Source organism: Neobacillus sp. PS3-34, from assembly GCF_030915465.1.
Lineage (GTDB): Bacteria > Bacillota > Bacilli > Bacillales > Cytobacillaceae > Neobacillus_A.
In genome coordinates this window covers 431,973-452,479 of sequence record NZ_CP133267.1, presented here as the reverse complement: position 1 = coordinate 452,479, position 20,507 = coordinate 431,973, and the positions used below count along the sequence as shown (strand labels likewise).

Annotated in this window: 14 protein-coding genes and 3 pseudogenes; 15 read left to right on the top strand and 2 right to left on the bottom strand. The window is 39.7% G+C overall.

All coding sequences use genetic code 11. From position 1 onward, the window contains the following. Nucleotides 1-54 precede the first annotated feature (54 nt). The 7 genes and pseudogenes from RCG23_RS25805 to RCG23_RS02390 all read left to right on the top strand — a co-directional run bounded on the left by RCG23_RS25805 (nt 55) and on the right by RCG23_RS02390 (nt 9,194). Nucleotides 55-129, top strand: coding sequence for a potassium-transporting ATPase subunit F (locus tag RCG23_RS25805; RefSeq protein WP_374049836.1), 75 nt, complete (start codon nt 55-57; stop codon nt 127-129). Nucleotides 130-152: 23 nt separating this feature from the next. Further along, nucleotides 153-1,825: pseudogene (kdpA, locus tag RCG23_RS02415) on the top strand (potassium-transporting ATPase subunit KdpA). Between the two features lie 21 nt (nt 1,826-1,846). Beyond that, nucleotides 1,847-3,885: pseudogene (gene kdpB / locus RCG23_RS02410) on the top strand (potassium-transporting ATPase subunit KdpB). 23 nt (nt 3,886-3,908) lie between these two features. Continuing rightward, nucleotides 3,909-4,466 carry a potassium-transporting ATPase subunit KdpC gene (kdpC, locus tag RCG23_RS02405; RefSeq protein WP_308178429.1) on the top strand — a complete coding sequence of 186 codons (558 nt, stop codon included), beginning with the start codon at nt 3,909-3,911 and terminating at the stop codon, nt 4,464-4,466. A gap of 60 nt (nt 4,467-4,526) precedes the next feature. Then, nucleotides 4,527-6,835 (top strand): annotated as a pseudogene (locus tag RCG23_RS02400) (universal stress protein). 274 nt (nt 6,836-7,109) lie between these two features. Beyond that, complete coding sequence (locus RCG23_RS02395; RefSeq protein ID WP_308178428.1) at nt 7,110-7,664, top strand: hypothetical protein; 555 nt, start codon at nt 7,110-7,112, stop codon at nt 7,662-7,664. Nucleotides 7,665-7,845: 181 nt separating this feature from the next. Continuing rightward, a protein-coding gene (locus RCG23_RS02390; RefSeq protein ID WP_308177418.1) for an IS3 family transposase occupies nt 7,846-9,194 on the top strand; the annotation gives its coding sequence in 2 pieces (ribosomal slippage) (nt 7,846-8,290 and nt 8,290-9,194; 1,350 coding nt in all). A 181-nt stretch (nt 9,195-9,375) separates the two neighbouring features. On the opposite strand, the gene RCG23_RS02385 is transcribed toward RCG23_RS02390, so the two are convergent. After that, complete coding sequence (locus tag RCG23_RS02385) at nt 9,376-10,161, bottom strand: hypothetical protein (protein ID WP_308178427.1); 786 nt, start codon at nt 10,159-10,161, stop codon at nt 9,376-9,378. A gap of 931 nt (nt 10,162-11,092) precedes the next feature. On the opposite strand from RCG23_RS02385, the gene RCG23_RS02380 reads away from it, so the two are divergent. The 5 genes from RCG23_RS02380 to RCG23_RS02360 all read left to right on the top strand — a co-directional run bounded on the left by RCG23_RS02380 (nt 11,093) and on the right by RCG23_RS02360 (nt 16,884). Further along, a complete protein-coding gene (locus tag RCG23_RS02380; protein ID WP_308178426.1) occupies nt 11,093-11,401 on the top strand; it encodes a lmo0954 family membrane protein in 309 nt (102 codons plus the stop codon). 188 nt (nt 11,402-11,589) lie between these two features. After that, nucleotides 11,590-12,009 (top strand): hypothetical protein, encoded by a 420-nt coding sequence (locus tag RCG23_RS02375; RefSeq protein WP_308178425.1) that lies wholly within the window; start codon nt 11,590-11,592, stop codon nt 12,007-12,009. A gap of 8 nt (nt 12,010-12,017) precedes the next feature. Further along, nucleotides 12,018-12,353 carry a DUF5724 domain-containing protein gene (locus tag RCG23_RS02370; RefSeq protein ID WP_308178424.1) on the top strand — a complete coding sequence of 112 codons (336 nt, stop codon included), beginning with the start codon at nt 12,018-12,020 and terminating at the stop codon, nt 12,351-12,353. Nucleotides 12,354-12,406: 53 nt separating this feature from the next. Next, the gene (locus RCG23_RS02365; protein WP_308178423.1) at nt 12,407-16,396 is read left to right on the top strand and encodes a DUF4132 domain-containing protein; all 3,990 of its coding nucleotides are present in this window, start codon (nt 12,407-12,409) and stop codon (nt 16,394-16,396) included. Continuing rightward, complete coding sequence (locus tag RCG23_RS02360; protein WP_308178422.1) at nt 16,393-16,884, top strand: DUF7737 domain-containing protein; 492 nt, start codon at nt 16,393-16,395, stop codon at nt 16,882-16,884. Before RCG23_RS02365 ends, RCG23_RS02360 begins: the two co-directional genes overlap by 4 nt. A 172-nt stretch (nt 16,885-17,056) precedes the next feature. Here the strand turns inward: RCG23_RS02360 and RCG23_RS02355 are convergent, their stop codons facing one another. Next, entirely contained in the window at nt 17,057-17,518 is a 462-nt protein-coding gene (locus RCG23_RS02355) for a nuclear transport factor 2 family protein (RefSeq protein WP_308178421.1), read from the bottom strand. Between the two features lie 489 nt (nt 17,519-18,007). Between RCG23_RS02355 and RCG23_RS02350 the strand changes: the two genes are divergently transcribed. The 3 genes from RCG23_RS02350 (at nt 18,008) to RCG23_RS02340 (ending at nt 20,487) form a co-directional block, all read left to right on the top strand. Then, complete coding sequence (locus tag RCG23_RS02350) at nt 18,008-18,133, top strand: hypothetical protein (RefSeq protein ID WP_308178420.1); 126 nt, start codon at nt 18,008-18,010, stop codon at nt 18,131-18,133. Nucleotides 18,134-18,550: 417 nt separating this feature from the next. Continuing rightward, on the top strand, nt 18,551-19,399 hold the full coding sequence (locus RCG23_RS02345; protein WP_308178419.1) for an SDR family oxidoreductase: 849 nt from the start codon (nt 18,551-18,553) through the stop codon (nt 19,397-19,399). A 131-nt stretch (nt 19,400-19,530) separates the two neighbouring features. Continuing rightward, complete coding sequence (locus RCG23_RS02340) at nt 19,531-20,487, top strand: aldo/keto reductase (RefSeq protein WP_308178418.1); 957 nt, start codon at nt 19,531-19,533, stop codon at nt 20,485-20,487. Nucleotides 20,488-20,507: the final 20 nt, after the last annotated feature.

Sequence of the window (20,507 nt, the reverse complement as noted above, 5' to 3'; positions counted from 1 at the left end):
TGGGGGTTCATTCGTTTTTGTAACTATGTCATAGAAGCTAAAGGAGAATAAGTCATGATTTTAATGGTGATTGTCGGAGCACTTTCTCTGTATTTAATTCACGCTCTTATTTATCCGGAAAAATACTAACTGATACAAATGGGGGAACGATCATGGATTTTTTACAAATAGGTGTTGTTCTGGTTCTGGTATTGCTGCTGGCCATTCCATTATCAAAATACCTTGCAAACGTTTATTCTCTTGAAACAACGAAACAAGACCGATTTTTTGGTGGTATAGAGCGGGGCATTTACCGATTATCCGGTATCAATACTGAAGCAATGAATTGGAGGAAATACGCATCAGCATTACTTATCAGCAATCTGGTCATGTTTATTATTTCTTATCTGATCATTCGAATGCAGGGATTCCTGCCTGGAAATCCGAGTAAGATTGCCAATATGGATCTTTTGCTTGCTTTTAATACGGCAGCCAGTTTTTTAACGAATACAAACCTGCAGCATTACAGCGGTGAAACGGGATTATCCTATCTGTCACAAATGACAGTCATTATTTTTCTGATGTTTGCGACTCCGGCAACCGGTCTTGCTTTATGTATTGCTTTCTTTAGAGGACTGACAGGACAGTCAAGCATCGGCAATTTTTATGTGGATCTAATCCGGACGGTGACACGCTTGCTCTTGCCAATATCGTTTATTACGGGCTTGATCATGGTATCGCAGGGTGTTCCTCAAACGCTTAGCCCAAGCATTCATGCAACTACAATTGAAGGAGCGGAACAACATATCGCACGGGTGCCGTTGCAGCACTGGAGACCATCAAGCATCTAGGAACAAATGGAGGAGGCTTCTTTGGAGTCAATTCAGCTCATCCATTTGAAAATCCGAATGGGTTTACCAACGTACTTGAGATCTTGTTAATGTTTTTAATTCCGGCTGCACTGCCGCTGACATTTGGATATATGGCGAAAAATAAAAAACAGGGCTGGATCTTATTCGCGGGAATGGGCCTCATGTTTATTGTCTTTCTAGGGATCACCTATTTTAGCGAAACGAATGGAAACCCTGCATTGGAGAGGATCGGCCTTTCACAGGCAAATGGAAGCATGGAAGGCAAAGAGGTAAGGTTTGGGATGGCCCAAAGTGCTCTGTTTACGACGGTCACAACAGCCGCAACAACAGGTACAGTCAACAATATGCATGATACATTGACTCCGCTTGGAGGAATGGTCCCATTGCTTGAAATGATGTTTAACTGCGTATTTGGGGGCGAAGGGGTAGGAACGGTCAATATCCTGATGTATGCCATAATGGCTGTCTTCATTGCAGGATTGATGGTTGGCCGTACACCTGAGTTTCTCGGCAAGAAGATTGAAGCCAGAGAAATGAAATTGATTGCGATTGCGATCCTTCTTCATCCTTTAATCATCCTGGCGCCAGCTGCATTAGCACTGGCCACGAAAATGGGAACTGCAGCTATATCAAATCCAGGCTTCCATGGTATATCGCAGGCTGTTTATGAATTTACCTCTTCGGCAGCAAATAATGGTTCAGGATTTGAAGGCCTAGGTGATAACACTCCTTTCTGGAACATTTCGACAGGTTTGGTGATGTTATTCGGGCGGTATTTTTCCATGATTGCCTTAATTGCAGTAGTTGGTTCGCTGCTATCCAAAAAGAGTGCGCCCGTTACGATTGGAACATTTAAAACAGATAATTCAACATTCCTAGTGATCTTATTGGCTACTGTGCTCATCATTGGGGCATTGACCTTCTTCCCGGTCATCGCTCTCGGACCAGTTGCTGAATGGCTTACGATTCGATAATTGAAGAAAAGGAGTAACACAATGAGTACAAATCGTAAAGCGACTCTTACTAATAAAATTGTTATGGAGGCAGTAAAGGCTGCCTTCATAAAACTGGATCCAAGAATGATGGTCCGAAATCCCGTCATGTTTGTCGTTGAAATTGGTTTTATCATTACCCTTTTGCTGTCCATTTTTCCGTCTATTTTCGGTGGTACATCAGACAGAGGTTACAATATAGCCGTATCGGTCATCCTGTTCGTCACCATTCTGTTTGCCAACTTTGCAGAGGCGCTCGCAGAAGGAAGAGGAAAGGCACAGCCGATAGCCTCAAAAAAACAAAACAGGATACAAAAGCGAAACGCATCCAAAAAGACGGCTCGATCCAACTGGTTGAAGCATCAGAACTTAGAAAGGGAGACATCGTGTTTGTTGAAGCGAATGATTTGATTCCGAGCGACGGGGACGTAATTGAAGGTGTAGCCGCTGTCGATGAATCAGCGATTACGGGAGAATCTGCTCCTGTCATTAAAGAGTCCGGCGGTGATTTTTGTTCTGTAACAGGCGGAACGAAAGTGATAAGCGATTATATTAAAGTGAAAGTGAGTGCGGATCCTGGTGAATCTTTCCTTGACCGGATGATCAGTCTGGTTGAGGGTGCAAAAAGGCAAAAAACGCCGAATGAAATTGCACTTAGCACGCTGCTGGTCAGCTTGACGCTTATCTTTTTACTGGTATGTACCACATTGGTTCCTATTGCGTCTTATATAAAAGTAACCTTGCCGATTGCAACCTTGATTGCGCTGCTGGTCTGTTTGATTCCGACGACAATTGGCGGATTGCTTTCAGCCATTGGCATAGCTGGCATGGATCGAGTAACCCAATTCAATGTAATCGCCATGTCCGGGAAGGCAGTAGAAGCAGCAGGTGATATCAATACGATCATTCTTGATAAAACAGGAACGATTACACACGGAAATCGGATGGCATCGGCCTTCCTTCCAGTAAGAAAGGTAAGCGAGGAAGACCTGGCGAGGACGGCAGCACATTCCTCCTTGCATGACGAAACGCCAGAGGGAAGATCAGTCATTGAACTCACAAAAACATTAGGCGTGCCTGTTGGTGAATTAGCTATAAATGGCTCTGAAGGAATTGAGTTTACGGCTGAAACTAGAATGAGCGGTACCGATTTCTCAAATGGCAGAAAAATTCGCAAAGGTGCCGTCGATACCATTAAAAAATATATCGTTGAACAGGGAGGACACATTCCAGGAGACCTGGATTCTATTGCCGATAAAGTTGCGACTGAAGGCGGAACACCTTTAGTAGTCACAGAAGGCATTCAGATTCTTGGTGTGATTTATCTTAAAGATACCGTTAAACCTGGCATGAGAGAACGTTTTGACGAGCTTAGGAAAATGGGGATCAAAACGGTCATGTGTACGGGAGACAACCCATTAACCGCAGCTACCATTGCAAAAGAAGCTGGTGTAGACGATTTTATCGCAGAAGCAAAACCGGAAGATAAAATTTCCGTGATTAAACGGGAACAGGCGGAAGGAAAGCTTGTAGCGATGACAGGAGATGGAACAAACGATGCTCCAGCGCTTGCCCAGGCAGATGTGGGGCTGGCAATGAATACAGGAACGATTGCAGCCAAGGAAGCGGCAAACATGGTGGACCTGGATTCCGATCCAACCAAAATTATTGAAGTCGTATCAATCGGCAAGCAATTGCTGATGACCCGGGGAGCATTGACTACCTTTAGCATTGCAAATGATGTGGCGAAATATTTTGCCATTATACCAGCGATGTTCATGCTGGCCATACCTCAAATGAACGCTTTAAATGTGATGAATCTGGCCACTCCTCAGAGTGCCATCCTGTCTGCCTTGATCTTTAACGCGGTCATCATCCCACTTCTGATTCCATTGGCGATGAAGGGAGTAAAATATGTCCCGATGAGCGCTTCCAAATTGCTGACAAAGAATATGCTTATTTATGGACTAGGCGGAGTTCTTGTCCCATTCATCGGGATTAAGTTTATTGATTTAATACTCGCAAGTTTAAATCTTGCGTAAAAATAAATTAAAGGGTGAGAACGATGTTAAAAAATGTACGTGTCGTATTGGTGCTGCTTGTTATGTGCGGAATTGCCTATCCGCTGCTGCTGACCGGCTTCTCACAGGTTTTGATGCCTGCAAAAGCGGACGGAAGTGTCATTAAAAATGCTGAAGGGAAAATTATCGGTTCTGAGCTGATTGGCCAATCCTTCCAAAAAGCAAAATATTTCCATGGGCGTGTTTCTTCTATTAATTATGATTCTGCCAGCTCTGGTACGCCCAATTATGCTCCATCGAATAAGGATATGATAGACCGAACAAAAAAAGATATTGCTAAGTTTCTGAAAGAAAATCCACGCGTGAAAAAGGAAGATATTCCAGCCGATTTATTAACCAATTCCGGTTCAGGACTCGATCCGAATATCTCGCCTCAGGGAGCGAAAATTCAGGTTCCGCGCATTGCAAAGGAACGGGGTATGGATGAAAGTAAGATTTATGGCCTTGTCGAAACATACACCGAAGGAAGATCGTTGGGGCTTTTTGGAGATCCAAAGGTGAATGTTTTAAAATTAAACATTGCCTTAGACAAATTAGATTAATAGGAAAGGGGAGTCGTTTGTCTCTCCTTTTCATCCCGTCCTGGTTGGGAGGCAAATCTTATGTCAGATCAATTTAAAAGAAAAGATCCTGAGGAAATTTTGCAATCCATTTACAATATCAAAAAGGGTAGATTAAAAATCATTTTAGGCGCAGTAAGCAGAGCAGGAAAGACTTATCATTTGCTGCTGGAAGGAAATGATCTGGAAAAAAAGGGGATTGATGTCGTAATTGGCGCAACAGACTCCTACACTCGCGCTAATCCAGGTGAACAACTGGGCTGCCTTGAAATCATTCCTCCAATCCAATGGGAAGAGGAGGGTGAAGTGAAATATGATCTAAATATGGATGAAATCCTTGCTCGGAACCCAGAGGTTGTTTTAGTAGATGGGCTTGCACACCATAATCGCCAGTCAGCAAAAAATCCGACAAGGCTGGACGATGTAAAAGAACTGATTTCCCATAAAATCAGTGTCATTTCTACTATTAATATATATGAATTGGAGGGAGTCAAGGATATTGCCGAGAGACTGCTGAAAATCCCCATTCATGTGAATAATCCTGTGCCAGAGGATACCTTATCGCTTGCAGATGAGGTAAGGCTGCTGGATGTCACGCCAGAAGCAATATTAAAGCGGCTGCAGGAGGAAGAACCTGAAGAAAGAAATCAAGGGGATTTGTTATTTAAAAAAGATAATCTGGCTGTACTAAGGGAATTGTCCCTTCGATTTTTGGCGGGAGAAGTAGGAGAAGACCTGACGTTTAATAGAGAAAGCGAAGGCTTATCGGGACCTTCAGGAGCTTCCGAAAGGATTCTGGTTTGTGTTCAATATTATTGGAATGGTTCCATTTTGATAAGAAGAGGGGATCAAATCGCCAAACGATTGGGTGGGGATTTAATTATTGCAAGCTTTATAAACGGGCAAAAGACCTTATCAAAAGAGGAACTCGCGTTTAAATCATCGATCCAAAAACTAATCAAAAAGTTGGACGGCAAATTTGAAGAAGTAAAAATGATACATGAAGATGTGGCAGAGGAAATCGTGGCTTTTGCCCTTCAGCATCAAATAACCCGAATCATTATCGGACAATCCAAGAGAACGAGATGGGAAGAAATCCTTTATGGCTCTATCGTGAATAAAATTTTAAGGAAAACAAATTACATTGATGTCTTTATAGTTGCCGATCGATATGAAACAGAAGGAGAAAGAGTTTTACCTGCGAAGTCATCCAAAAGAAAACGAAATCCATATCAGCGTTTAACACATGAAGAAATTCAGGAAAAAATAAACAAAGTCAAAAGAGGGACACTGAAGATCTATATAGGTGCAGCCCCAGGTGTTGGAAAAACCTTTACGATGTTAAGGGAAGCAAATGAATTAAAGAAAAAGCAGATCGATGTTGTCATAGGGCTGCTGGAAACGCATGGGCGGAAAGAAACGGCCAATCAAGTAGGAAATTTGGAAATCATCCCGAGAATTAAGGTCGCCTACAAAAATGTAAAGCTGGAGGAAATGGATCTCGATGGTATTATCCGGCGAAATCCAGAGGTTGCGTTAATAGATGAACTGGCCCATACGAATGTTCCGGGAAGCAAAAATAAAAAAAGGTATGAAGATGTAGTCGAGATTTTAAATGCGGGTATTTCAGTGATTTCCACCATGAATATTCAGCATGTGGAAAGCTTGAACGACAGTGTTGAGCAAATTACCGGGGTGGAAGTAAGAGAAACGGTTCCCGACCGTATACTACGAGTGGCCGATGAACTGGAACTGATCGACATATCTCCTAAGGCACTTAGACAGCGCATGCAGGAAGGGCACATTTATGCAATGGAGAAAGTGGAGCAGTCATTGAATCACTTTTTTAAATTGAGAAATCTTATTGCCCTAAGAGAATTGGCCCTTAGAGAGTTGGCAGATGATGTTGATGACCGTCTGGAATCGGTGGAACGGAAAGAGGGATTCAGAGGGCCGTGGAGGAAGGAAGAAGTCATTTTTGTTTGTGTCAATCTCCGGAAAGATTCTGAAAGATTGATCCGTAGAGGCTTTCGGATTGCTTACCGTCTGAAAGCAAGATGGCATGTAATTTTTGTACAGGACAGTAAAGAATTAACGGAATCAGAAAAGGCCATACTCGGAAAAATCATTAATCTTACCAATCGGCTGGGAGGGAGCTTTGAGACTTGCAGTGTGGCCGCCAGGCGGAAAGTTGTTACTGAAATAATTAAGCACCTTTCAGCTAAAAAGGCCACACAGGTAATACTGGCGAATCTGCCCGTACGAGATGGAAAGAGATAAAAGAGGGTTCTATTGTTGCCAGGCTTCTTAGAGAAGTCAGGCATCTCGATGTTCTGGTAGTAGCAGATTGACTAGAAGCTAAAGGAGCAGGATGGTTTTTAGAGCCACTGCCATTTAAAAAAACGGTCAAATCATTTATTCTTCATCACCGGAACAGGTTATTCGAATAGAAGAAATCCTAGTAGTTATTTGGAACAAAGATGATCTAAATCAATTTAAATTTATCTTAAACTTTGTTTATCAAAAATTACGTATGCGATGCTAATTGGTTGTACTTTTACTTTTACTTTTACTTTTAACTTGCGGATTGCTGACGCCAATTGTAGAAAGGGTTTGTTGGTCCCAATGAAAGTTCAGCCTAATGGTGAGACTGTTGGAAAACTTCTTATTAATACTGAACAAGTTCAATTTGGTTACTCAGATGGATTTCTTGATATTAATACACTATCCTATCGCGGTTTTGGAGCTATTTGGACTAAAAAAAATAATATAAATTATATTATTGGTTACCTTTTTACTGATAATTATCAAGACTTTCGAGAGTTTCTAAAAAATTTTCATATTGTAATTGGGAATGAAGTTGATTGTAAGTCATTAAGGCAGATTTATGACACTATTAGGTTAGAACAAGAAAAAAAGAATTGGAGCACTTGTAAACGTTTGCCCATATTAACTGTTCTGCAAAACCCCTGGCGCAGCTTCCCACCAGGTTGGTATATATTACGTTCGAGAAAACAATTTCCGTTTATTACATATGTTATACATCGAACAATATATACAATAACGATAGAACATTGTAGAGTTTGCGAAAATAATGAAGATGTCAAAAAATTTATAAACCAAACAAATCAAGAACATTCTATTAATCTTAAAATGAATTTGTATGACACATTTATTTAGAGTCATAGAGTAAGAATTAATATATTTCTTTAGCTAATAGGAAAGTATAAACTTTTCTAGTTTATACTTTCCTATCACGCATAAGTGCAACTACGCCTCTGTCTTCGCCCTTAAAGGCTCGCCAATTGAACTGCACCCCGATTGTTAGACACTTACTAACATACGGAGGTGCAGTTTTTCTATGGTTAAATTTCATACAGAGGATAAATTAGCTGCGATTCAACGCTATTTAAAGGGTGGAGAGAGTTATGCCTCGATTGGGGCATCGATTGGTACCTCTGAAAATATAGTAAGAAACTGGGTGATGCGATACGAACATCAGGGGGTACAAGGATTCACAAAATCCTATACAAGGTACACGGCAGAGTTTAAACTAGACGTACTTAAATATTTGAATGATCATGGGACGTCTCCAAATGAAACAGCAGCGATTTTTAATATCTCTTCTCCTGCCTTAATTCGTAAATGGAGAATACAAGTTGATTCTCAAGGAATAGACGCCCTCAAATCAAAGAAAAAGGGGCGTCCTACCGTGAAGAAGAAAACAAAAAAAACAACAGCCGTCAGTGGATCCGTCGAAGCACTCCAGGCCGAAATAGACCATTTGCGTATGGAGGTTGCTTACTTAAAAAAGTTGAATGCCTTAGTTCAAAAGAAGGAAACATTACCAACCAGGACAAAGCGCAAGTAGTGTCTGAACTAAGGATTGATTTTCCTTTTGAAGCGTTACTCAACATCGCAGGCATCCCCCGCAGTACGTACTATTACTGCATAAATAAATTAAGTCGTCCAGACAAAGATGCCGAACTAAAAAAAGTGATTGAGGAGATTTATCTCGAACATAAAGGCCGTTATGGATACCGTCGTATAACGCTCGAACTAAAGAACCGAGGATATAAAGTGAATCACAAAAAGGTCCAGAGGTTAATGAAAGAGTTAGGCTTGAAGAGCACTGTTCGCATCAAAAAATATCGCTCTTATAAGGGAAAAGTCGGAAAGACAGCACCAAATATTTTGGATCGAGACTTCCAGACGGAAAAGCCAAATGAAAAGTGGGTAACAGATATTACTGAGTTCAAGTTATTTGGCGAAAAGCTCTATTTATCTCCCATGTTGGATTTGTTTAATGGGGAAATCATCGCTTATACGATGAATTCGAGGCCAAAATATTCACTGGTTTCCACGATGCTGGATCAAGCATTTGAGCGATTAACAGAGGGAGAAAAGCTCCTAATTCACTCGGATCAAGGTTGGCATTATCAAATGCCTCAGTTCCAGCATGCATTAAAAGAACATCACATCACGCAGAGTATGTCACGAAAGGGAAACTGTTATGATAATGCAGTCATGGAAAATTTCTTTGGTATCTTAAAATCGGAATTTTTATATACACAAGAGTTTGATAGTGTAGAACATTTTAAACGGGAGTTAGCCGAATATATTGATTACTACAATCACATACGAATAAAGGCAAAATTAAAAGGTTTGAGTCCAGTACAATACCGAACTCAAGCCCTATCAGCTGCCTAATCAAAAATCCGTCTAACTTATGGGGGTCACTTCAAATCGGCGAGTTTTCTTTAGAAATTACAAAACTTCAAATAATTTGTTGAGAAATGTTATTTTCATTGCCGATATAATGCTTATTATCTAGTAATCACCCGGTTAAATACCTCCCAATAGCCCCCAATTACTTCTGCTAGTAAAGCCGTTACGCACCTTGATCTCCCATCTCCACTAACTCATGAACAAATAGATCCTCAAATTTGTTATCCAAAATTCCGTAAAAATAAGCAATCGGCCGTTTTACTGGTTTGGTGGATTTTATCTTGCGGATCAGCTGCTTGAAGGACTGGATGGCTATATCGAGAACGGTTTCCTTTGCCTTTTCGTAATTATTTCGGTAAGCGGCGATTTGGACCATATGCCAGTATTCCTCAATCGTTTTCGCTTCCGGGAAGAAATATTTTGCCAGTTGAACAAAGAGTTGAGGGACACGGTCATTGACAAAAGTGTGGTCTAATTCTACAGGCGCTTCTTCCTGACGTTTTATAATCTCTTGATTTTTAGTTTTTAAAAGATTACTGGTTTCTTTATGGTGGTTCATTTTTTCCTCTTTGGGTGGTTCATAGGAAGGAAAACGATTAAAAACGTATAGATTGCTGGATTGTGAGCCGTTTTTTCTTTCAGTTTCATGGACGGTAATGATACCAAGTGTAATTGCTTTTTGGATCATTCTTTTAAAAGTTGAGCGGGAAATGCCATGGTCGTGGTATTCTTCATGAATCGCTTTTAATACCGTGCCAATCTTTGCGTTGCAGACACCAGGAATTTTTGCAGCAAAACGGACCAATCGCTTTAAACCTACCAATTCGCCCTTCGAAAAATCATGCTTATGTAGAGCCAGCCACATTTCTAAATGGCTATTAAATTCCTTTAGTGATGAAAATTGTGAATACGTTTCAAACCCTTCAATATTACCTGATTTTAAATTCATTTAAATGCACCACCCTTTCACCCTCTATATATAGAGGAAAGGTGGAAAAGGGCAGGGAGTATCATGGGAATCTGTGACAAGTTCGTGAACAATGTAAGTAACGATTCCTATTAAGGAAAAAATCCAGCAAGCTGAACGGAGAAATGTCATTATAACCCCCATGCAGGACAAAACCACTCCAAGGTGCTGTTCAATAAAAGGCTCTAATGGACATTTCATTCCGCCTATCAAGAGGTTTTGTCTAATAAAGTACTCCTATTGGACATTTGAGCTCGCCATCCAAGAGGTTTTGTCCAATAAAGCGCTCCTATTGGACATTTGAGCCCGCCATCCAAGAGGTTTTGTCCAATAAAGTGCTCCTATTGGACATTTGAGCCCGCCATCCAAGAGGTTTTGTCCAATAAAGTGCTCCTATTGGACATTTGAACCCGCCATCCTAGAGGTTTTGTCCAATAAACAGCTCCTATTGGACATTTCAGTCCGGCAGCCAAGAGGTTTTGTCTAATAAAGTACTCCTATTGGTCATTTGAGCTCGCAATCCAAGAGATTTTGTCCAATAAAGTGCTCCTATTGGACATTTGAGCCCTCCATCCTAGAGGCTTTGTCTAATAAAGTGCTCCTATTGGACATTTGAGCCCGCCCTCCTAGAGGTTTAGTCCAATAAAGTGCTTCTATTGGACATTTGAGCCTGCCATCCTAAAGATTTTGTCCAATAAAGTGCTTCTATTGGACATCTGAGCCTGCCATCCTAAAAATTTTGTCCAATAAACAGCTCCCGGTGTACAATTCAGGCACAGTGGAAACGATAAATTGTTTAGGACGGTCTTCATCTACATCTCGAGACCGATAGAAAAATCAAGCTCCAGTGCAATTATAAAGCATGCAGAAAAAAGGTAAGATGAAATTAAGATATCCCAAGGAGGAAAACGTAATGAAAAAATTTGGTTTACTTTTAGCAGGAGGCCTGGCAGCCATCATTTTACTAGCGACAATCGGACCGATGATCGCGTTACTTATGAGTCTTGTGCTTCTCTATTTTATCTATAAACAATATGTGAAAACGGAATCAACTGGCTGGAAAATTGGGTTCATTCTCATCGGTTTAAGTGTCCTGGGAGCTTGTATCCACCAAATCCCTTCCCTTATCGGTGTTGCTGCAGCTTATGTCCTTTATGTTGTTTATAAAAAATGGACCAAAGAAAAAACTATTAACAACATTAAATCCACCACTCTTTCTTAGAGGGTGGATTTCTCGTGGTTGTCGCAACCTTATTAATGGTTAAAACAAAGAACAGCAAGGAGCTTGATAAAAATAATGCTCTTTAAAATCGGGTTTCCCGAAATTGGTAAATCAATGTAAATTAACATAGTCAATCAACTCAGATATAGATAAAATATTGATAAAACGTATTCTAATGAGGTAGTGCTATGAAAGTCTTTGTGACGATGAAGAGTTTGGCGAAGAGGAAAAACTATTTAACCAGTAAAGAAATCAATTTATTAGGAAATCCGGAGACCCTTAGAGAACTGTTGACAGAATTAGTGACCATAGAAGTTCAACGCATAAATGCCAATGAACCTGGCGAACCTATCGTTGGTTTTCTGACGAATGAGGAAGTGGAATTGCAGGCAGTGAATGGAAAGGTAGGTTTCTCTGCTGTATATGATGAGAGAAAGGTTAACCTGCAAATTGCTATTCAAACGTGTATCCAGGCATTTGAAGACGGATTATTCAAAGTCTTTCACGTCCAAAAAGAACTGTTGGATTTAGATGAAACACTACATTTACAAAACGGTGATCAGCTCACCTTTATTAAGCTGACCATGTTAGCAGGGCGCATGTGGTAGGGGGAGAAATGATGGAGCCAATCGATAAACAAGTCTATTTTGAAAAATTGGATAAATTGATAGAAGAGAATTTTTCTGGAAACGAACAACAAGTGGCTCGAATTATATTAAAAGTGGCAAATAGTCATTACTATGAAAAGCAGATTTACATGGATAATATAAAAAAATCATTTCTTGCCCAAAGCAGCTGGCGTGATACTGATTTTTTTGAACCTTTTATCGCGATGGTCCGTGTCCTGTTGGGAAGGGAGTATGAAGTATTTTTTCAATATTTTGTCAATCATAAATATGAGCATTCCTACAGTACAGGCTATATGCGCAGGCCTTTAGGACGAAGAATGTAGTTTGCCATTTTGATGGTATCATTGACAGCTTTTCTAATCTTCTGGAGTTGGATATGGAGAATTTTTCTCTCATGCATTATCTCACCAAGGCTCAGGAATCGTCGGAGTACAATCCGATTATTGCAGATTTGATTGCTTATGAGCTTGATCGAAACAACGAAAAGGTTTATGAAGCGCTTCGTGAGATTATTTTCGGAGAAAACAATACCGCGCTGCTTACATCGAGTATGATTAAAGGTATTTTTAAGAGCCATATCAAACCAGCTCATCAAATGCTTGGTGATTTGCTCCTGGCGGCAAGGCTTCAAGAAGGTTTACGGCAAAGTATTGTTGAGAGTATGGATGAGGGGACAACCGAGGCAGCTATTTATATGTTGAAAATTATTTTGGATCATGACATGATTCGCTACAGTTCTGTGCTAAGGGCACTTGCTGTATGGACTGGCCTCGATCTTGAAGCAAACAATAAAAGGGTGGCCAAACAGCTCATCGAGTTTGTATATGAAAGCCTGACCAATCCACAGTCCCGTGAACAAGGCCTGACCAGCGGCAATTTTAACATTCTCTACACCAGTCTGTGGGCAACGGCGTTTTACGAGGAAGAAGCTGTTAGTAAACCGATAGCATTCATAATGGAAAATGGAGCTGACCATCAAAAGGTCGCAGCTCAGTTCTTCTTGACTCAAAGCCAAAATAGTTCAATTAAATTCGAATTATCACATCCTTATTTAAACCAGGCCAATCCAGAGCTGAATTTTTATCTGCTCCAAAACTATGGGTATGAGTATCAGATGATATGGACGCCACGCGGGGAAAAAGAATATCTCCTCGCAATAGATAGAATCACTTTACTGGAGGATAAGCAGGAACGCACAAAGCATTTTGAGCTATTTAAGAAAATGTTTTTACAAATGCCTAAAAAGGAGATTACTGTTGAATCCATGGTATTCCAGGGCCATACGATCACATTGTCAACCGATGAAATTGCCCGAAAGATGCTGTACCTTCAGCTGTACGATCATGACCAATATTGGTTAAACCAGCTGATTGAATGGAGTGAACGAGTAAGTTCTGATATAAGAAACACCCTCCTCATCAATTTTATCAAGGACTTTACTGACAAAACACAACGGGAGTTCCTTATGACGTGCCTATCAGACAGGAGTATGACCGTTAGGGAAACGGCTGTTGCACGTTTAAAATCGATTGAGCTTTTTCCTGAAGAAATGGAAAAAATAGAATCATTGCTCCGCTTGAAAACGGGCTCGTTAAGACAGAATGTGATTCAAATTTTATTGGCGCTCCCGGCTGAAAAAATAGGTGTCACGATTGAACGTCTTTTGCACAGCAGCAATGATCTTCAAAGATTGGCGGCTTTGGATATATTAACGGAAATCAAAGACCAGTCGGACAAGGTGAATTTGTTTAACCGTTTTAAAATGGAACTTGCAGACATGGAAAAAGCCTCGCCTAAAGAGAGAATCCTAATCGAAAAGCTTCTGCAGGAGGAAAATTATTCACTGGAAAACGGCTTTGGATTATTTGACCCACACCGTTTGACAGAATTTAAGCTCGAGCTTCCCTCGATTGTATTAAAGGACTTTTTAACACTCCCAACAGAAACTGTCAAACAGCATTTGCAGGGTTTGGCGGATGTTGTTCATGAGTATCGCTTTTTCGAGTATGAAGTGGAGTGGTATGGGGGCTCTAAGGAAACCGTTCATGTAGGAGAAAAGTTACAATGGGTTACCCAAGGCAATGAAACGAAGGAGCCAGCAAATGAATTGAATCGCTATCCTTTATCAGAGGTTTGGAAAGAGTATTTTAATAGGTTGAACCTCTCTGGGGCGGACCTTATCCAAATCGCGTTTTATCTCGATTCTGATCAGCTTTTCAGGTACTATTTTGGCAGGATGGAAGCTTGGGAGCTTAGAGACTACGATCAAGTGAAGGGCTGGCGAAAAGCCTTTTTAGAAGACATATTTCCACTGGATAAAATAAAAGAAATGAATCTATTTTTTAGTAAGATGAATTATCGTTTTCAAGTAAGGGACCTATTCCAAGCATTTTTCTATAGCCAGGATTTTCACGGAATTTTTGATAACGTAACGGGAATCTTACAATATATGATTCAATCTATCCCACAGGAAAAAAGAGAAACTGAGTATAAACTTCTTCATTTCCTCGCTGATCCATGGTTGGGATGGGCAGAGTTTCTTTCTAAAGATAACGAGGCGTTCGACACATATTTTAAATTGAAATATCAATTAACATACATGTCGAAGTTTCATCATTTCGACTTGAAATTGAAGGAATTGGTACGGGCCTTTGAAAGGGGATTGATTGACGAGGAAGTCTTGTTCCGGGAGTTAATGGTTAGGGATCATACGAGCCCGAATTATATCTCTGAATTAACCGACCCCAAAAGTGAGATTGTGAAACAGTATCCTTTTATGCAGCCAATTAAGGATCGACTAGTTAAAAGAATTTTAGAATTGGAATTAAACAGAGGAGACCTCCCTACACAAGTATCCTCTCTTGCAGCTAGAATTGAACGATTTGAAGGAATCGAGTATTTCGTCAATATTCTATTAGCATTGGAAAAAGAGACCTTCGCGCGCGGCTACTTATATTTATATGGAGATGGACTTCCTAAAAAAGACGTGCTGAGCCATTTACTGAAAGTCAGCTATCCTAATGGGAAAGATAATGCAGAATCCTTGAAACAGTTAATAATTGGAAATAATATCTCGGAAAAAAGATTGCTGGAAGCCGCGATGTATGCACCGCAATGGGTTGAAATTGTCGAGGCGTATCTACACTGGGAAGGAATGCAAAGCCCGGCATGGTATTTTCATGCCCATATGAATGAATACTTCTCTGCAGAAAAAGAAACAATCGTCGCCCGATACTCCCCCATAGCACCTCAGGATTTTCAGGATGGAGCCTTTGATATCCATTGGTTTAAGGAATCCTATGAACAGATGGGTATGAAGCGATTCCAGATGTTATACGAATGCGCAAAGTATATCTCCGGTGGAGGAAATCATCGCCGTTCACAGCTTTTTGCAGATGCGGTATTAGGGAAATTGCAGCTGGAGGAAACAAGATTATTAGTCGAGGAAAAAAGAAATAAAGACAAGCTTTTATCCTATAGCCTCATTCCTGTAGAAAGTGAAAGAGATGTTTACGAGCGGTATGAATTTTTACAGAAATTTTTAAAAGAAAGTAAACAATTTGGCTCGCAGCGCCAGGCAAGCGAAGCAAAAACAGTCGGCATTGCCATAGAAAATCTTGCAAGGAATGCGGGTTATCAGGATGTAATCAGGCTAAAATGGGATATGGAAGCAAAGAAAATGGAAGAAATTAAGCCATATCTTGAATCGAAAGTAATCGAGGATATTACAGTACATTTGACGTTTGATGAGAATGGCAGTGCCGATATTTTGGCCATGAAGGATGGAAAGCCATTAAAGTCCATCCCTTCGAAATACAATAAACACGAATATATTGTCATCTTAAAAGCAATAAAAGCTGATTTAAGAGAGCAGTATAAACGGGCGAAAGCAGAGCTCGAACGGTCAATGGTGCAGGAAAATGCTTTCCGTTTAAAAGAAGTCCTGAATATGATGAATAATCCGGTCCTTGCTCCGCTCATTTCGAGTCTGGTATTAAAAGCGGGTAATCGGTTTGGATATTTTGAGGACGGACGCCTGAAAGGTGTAAACGAGGAAGAGTTTTATACCATTGATTCTGATGATAGCATTCTAATTGCCCATCCCGTTCATTTATACGAAAGCGGACAGTGGAGTGACTTCCAGCGGGATTTATTTATGAGGAAAGTGAAGCAGCCATTTAAACAGGTATTTCGTGAGTTATATTTAGCGAATCAGGATGAATTAACGTCAGCTGTCGGAACCCGAAGATTTGCAGGGCACCAGGTGCAGCCGAAGAAAACGGCGTCATTGTTAAAGAGTCGGATGTGGACGGTAAGCTATGAAGAGGCCTGCAAAAGGTTTATTACAAGGAAAATATTGTGGTGAAGCTTTATGCAATTGCAGACTGGTTTTCACCTTCAGAGGTAGAGGTTCCTACATTAGAAACGGTGGAATTCTTCAACCGTCATACTTACAAACATATAAAGATTGAAGAGATTCCAAAGCATATCTTCTCCGAAACGATGAGAGATATTGATTTGGTCGTTAGCATCGCACATGTAGGCGGAGTCGACCCAGAAGCAAGCTTAACAACAATTGAAATGAGAAAAGCAATTGTCGCGGAATCCTTGCGATTAATGCAGCTTGATAATGTCAGTCTGGAAGGGAATTTTGCTCTAATAAAGGGGAGTCTTGGAGAATACAGTGTCCACCTTGGAAGTGGGAATGTGTACAAACAGGCAACAGGGGCACTCTATATTATTCCTGTGCATTCCCAGCAACGTCGCCAATCTTCCTGCCGTTTATGGACGAAGACCCAAAAACAGCTGAAATCGTTTCGAAGATTTTTATGCTTTCAGATGATAAAAAAATAAAAGATCCATATATTTTGGATCAAATCGCTGGTAACAGGTAAAGAAATTGAAATAGCAAGATATAGAAAGTAGATACTTGAGGTTCTTTGATATAAGCAAATGTGAAAAAGCCTTACGTAAACATTCAATAATGTTCGCAAGGCTTTTACTTTTTTTGATTTTATCAATATTATCAATGTTCAGCAAGGAGATTAGGATTTCCTGATCCCCATTTAGCAGTCATTGTGATCCCTGAGATTTCCCACACATCATTCACTTTTAGTAGAGAAAAATGATATTCCCCTCCTAAGGTCCATTTATCATCTCCAAATTTATAGGGATGTTCATGAAATGCTTGAAAATATGCTTTACAAGTTGCAGTGGATTCATCCTGTAACTCAATTATATGATTTGTAATGACATGCTGTGTCATTTTATATTTAGATAATGCTGGCTCCCAATGTTTTACTAAAGTTTCAGCGTCAAGCTTGGCTGGCTCTCCACCTGCTAAGGAGGTGTAATCAATGTTTATTTGATTGGTAAAAAGTTTTCGTAAATTTTCCCATTCATGATGATCTGCATAGTAGGAAAATTTAGAAATAGTCTCCATGACAGAAAATTTATTTAGGATTATTTGCATTGATGTATTTTCCATATAATTACTTCATCTCCTGTTTAAAAAATATTTATTCCAACACTCTCTGCTTAGTTTCTATATTAAGCTAGGTACTATCTTCACCCTTTAAAAGTGAATTCGTCATATTGAACGTTGTTTGTATATACAAATATAAATTACATCAATCGAATTTTTTTGTCAAACGGCCTTTAAAAATATTTCCACAATATTTTGCCCATCTTTACCACTAATAATAAAGTGGATTTTTGATAAACGAGAAAAAATAGTTAGGGATAATAATTGATTTTTCAAATTTGTTATCGTATCATAGTTGTATGTACAAACAACAAAAGTATTAATGATTAGCAATCATAAAATAATACAAAAGGAACTATCATTAAGGAGAGGTCATTAGAAAGTATTGAACATGAAATGTAATCGATTTTCTAAAGAAAGTAAAATTACTTTATTAGAATGGTGGTGTCTAAAATAAGTGCTTTACCGTTTGAAAAGTTGATGTATTTGTATATGGGCACTTCAGATTTTGAAGCTGATTTTCACTACTATAAATCTGTACTTGGAGGCAAATTGCATTGGGCATTCGACCGATTTGGAGCAAAGGTAGCTGCGTTTGAAATGGGGGAAGCACGCTAATATTAATCGCAGATCACTTAACTCCACCGACATGCATGCCAATTTATGAAGTAAAGGACTTAAATGCAAAGGTAATGGAATTAAGAAATAGAGGCTGGAAGGAAGAAAAAGGACCTATGGGCATCCCAAACGGACCTTGTTACATATTTAAGGATACAAGCGGGAATTCCTTCGGTATTTTCGAGAATATCAGACCTACTGTTGCTGAGGATTCTTACCGGGATAAGAATAATGAATCTAGGATTATTGATTAACCCTTCTATTTATAAATAAAAATTTTTTGAAGAATTGATTGTATGCACAAGCAAGTCAAAAGTGAAGGGCACTTATTGTAAGAAAAATTGTTTTCATAATTGACGGAAACAAAGGTATTGGATTTGAAAGAAGAAAAAAACGAATAAGAAAGGAGATATGTTTGTGGGAAGTTTAGAAGGGAAGGTATGTTTGGTCACTGGAGCCAGCCAAGGGATTGGGAATGCAACGGCCATTGCTTTAGCAAAAATGGGGGCAACGGTAGTGATGGTCTCTTTTGATCAAGTACGTGGAGAAAAAGCACTAAAAGAAATTAAATCAATATCCGGAAATGAAAACGTTGATTTATTGCTAGCAGATTTATCTTCTCAACAATCTATTCGTCAATTGGCTGATCGATTTAAACAAAAATATACTCGTTTAGATGTTCTTGTAAATAACGCTGGTGTCATGAAGTGGAAGCAGGAATTCACCTCAGATGGAATTGAAAGCACTTTTGCTATTAATCATCTGGCTTCTTTTCTGTTGACCAATTTACTCCTTGATCTAATAAAGGCAAGTGCTCCAGCACGGATAATAAACGTTAGTTCGAGTGCCCAGGGAATGGGGAAAGTAGAATTCGATGATTTAGATGGGCGTAAGAAATATAGCGGCATTAAAGCTTACAATCAGTCAAAACTGGCCAATGTATTATTTACTTATGAACTGGATCGAATCTTAAAAGATACTGGGGTGACCGTGAATTGTTTACATCCCGGAGTGGTAAGGACCAATTTTGGAAATAATGATTCTTTATTCTTCAAAATTTTCGGGACTTTAATGAAACCGTTTATGCTGACTCCTGATAAAGGGGCAGAAACTTCAATTTTTTTAGCTTCATCTTCACAAATAGAGGGTATAAGCGGAAAATATTTCGTAAAAAAGAAAACGGAAAAATCATCGGCAATTTCGTACGACGAGATGACGGCAAAGAAGCTCTGGGAAGTAAGTGCAAAAATGACCAATCTGGCTTAAGAGAAATGATTCTAGAAGTTGTAAAAAAATGATTGATTATGAGGAGGAGGAAATATGCGATATAAATTACTTGGAAACAGCGGATTAAGAGTTTCAGAACTGGCATTAGGAACAATGACATTTGGTGAAGATTGGGCCTTTACGGTGCATCCAAAGAAGAAAGCAGAAAAGTATTCGAAGCCTATGTTGAGGCTGGCGGGAATTTTATTGATACAGCCAATATTTATTTGAATGGAACAAGTGAGAAATTTGTAGGTGAATTTATAGCGCCCCGTCGTGAAGAAATGGTCCTTGCTACAAAATACTCTTTAAATTTTTTAAATCCTAAAGACCCTAATGCCGGTGGAGCGCAGCGGAAGAATCTTGTCCAATCCGTGGAAGCGAGCTTGAAACGCCTGAATACAGACTATATTGATGTTCTATGGCTACATTTTTGGGATATTATGACTCCGGTTGAGGAAGTCATGCGGGCAATGGATGACCTTGTTCGTTCCGGCAAAGTTTTATATGTTGGGATTTCTGATGCACCTGCATGGGTCGTGTCAGAAGCAAATGCCATTGCAAAGCTTCGTGGCTGGTCGCCGTTTATTGGTTTGCAGATACAATACAGCTTAATTGAACGGACGGTTGAAAGAGAATTACTTCCAATGGCTAAGCAATCTGATATTGGAGTTACGGTTTGGTCTCCTTTAGGGCAGGGACTTCTTTCTGGAAAATACACAAAAAATAGCAATGATCAAAAGCGATTGCATATTCCAAATCCTATGCACAATCAATTCCTTAATGAAAGAAACCTTCAAATTGCAAAAGAAGTCGACAAGATTGCAGAGGAGATTGGACGAAGCTCTGCACAGGTTGCCCTGAATTGGGTTAGACAACAGCAGGACCGCGGAGTGATTATTCCAATTATCGGGGCTAGAACAGAGGCTCAATTAAAGGATAATCTGGGCTGCTTGGAATTTGAACTTAATCAGGATCATTTACAAAGGCTAAATGACATCAGTAAGATTCAATTAGGATTTCCACATGATTTCCTGGCTGCAGGACAACAACAAATGTATGCAAATATCGATAATCACAGAAAATAAAATTTGGGATAAATTTGAAA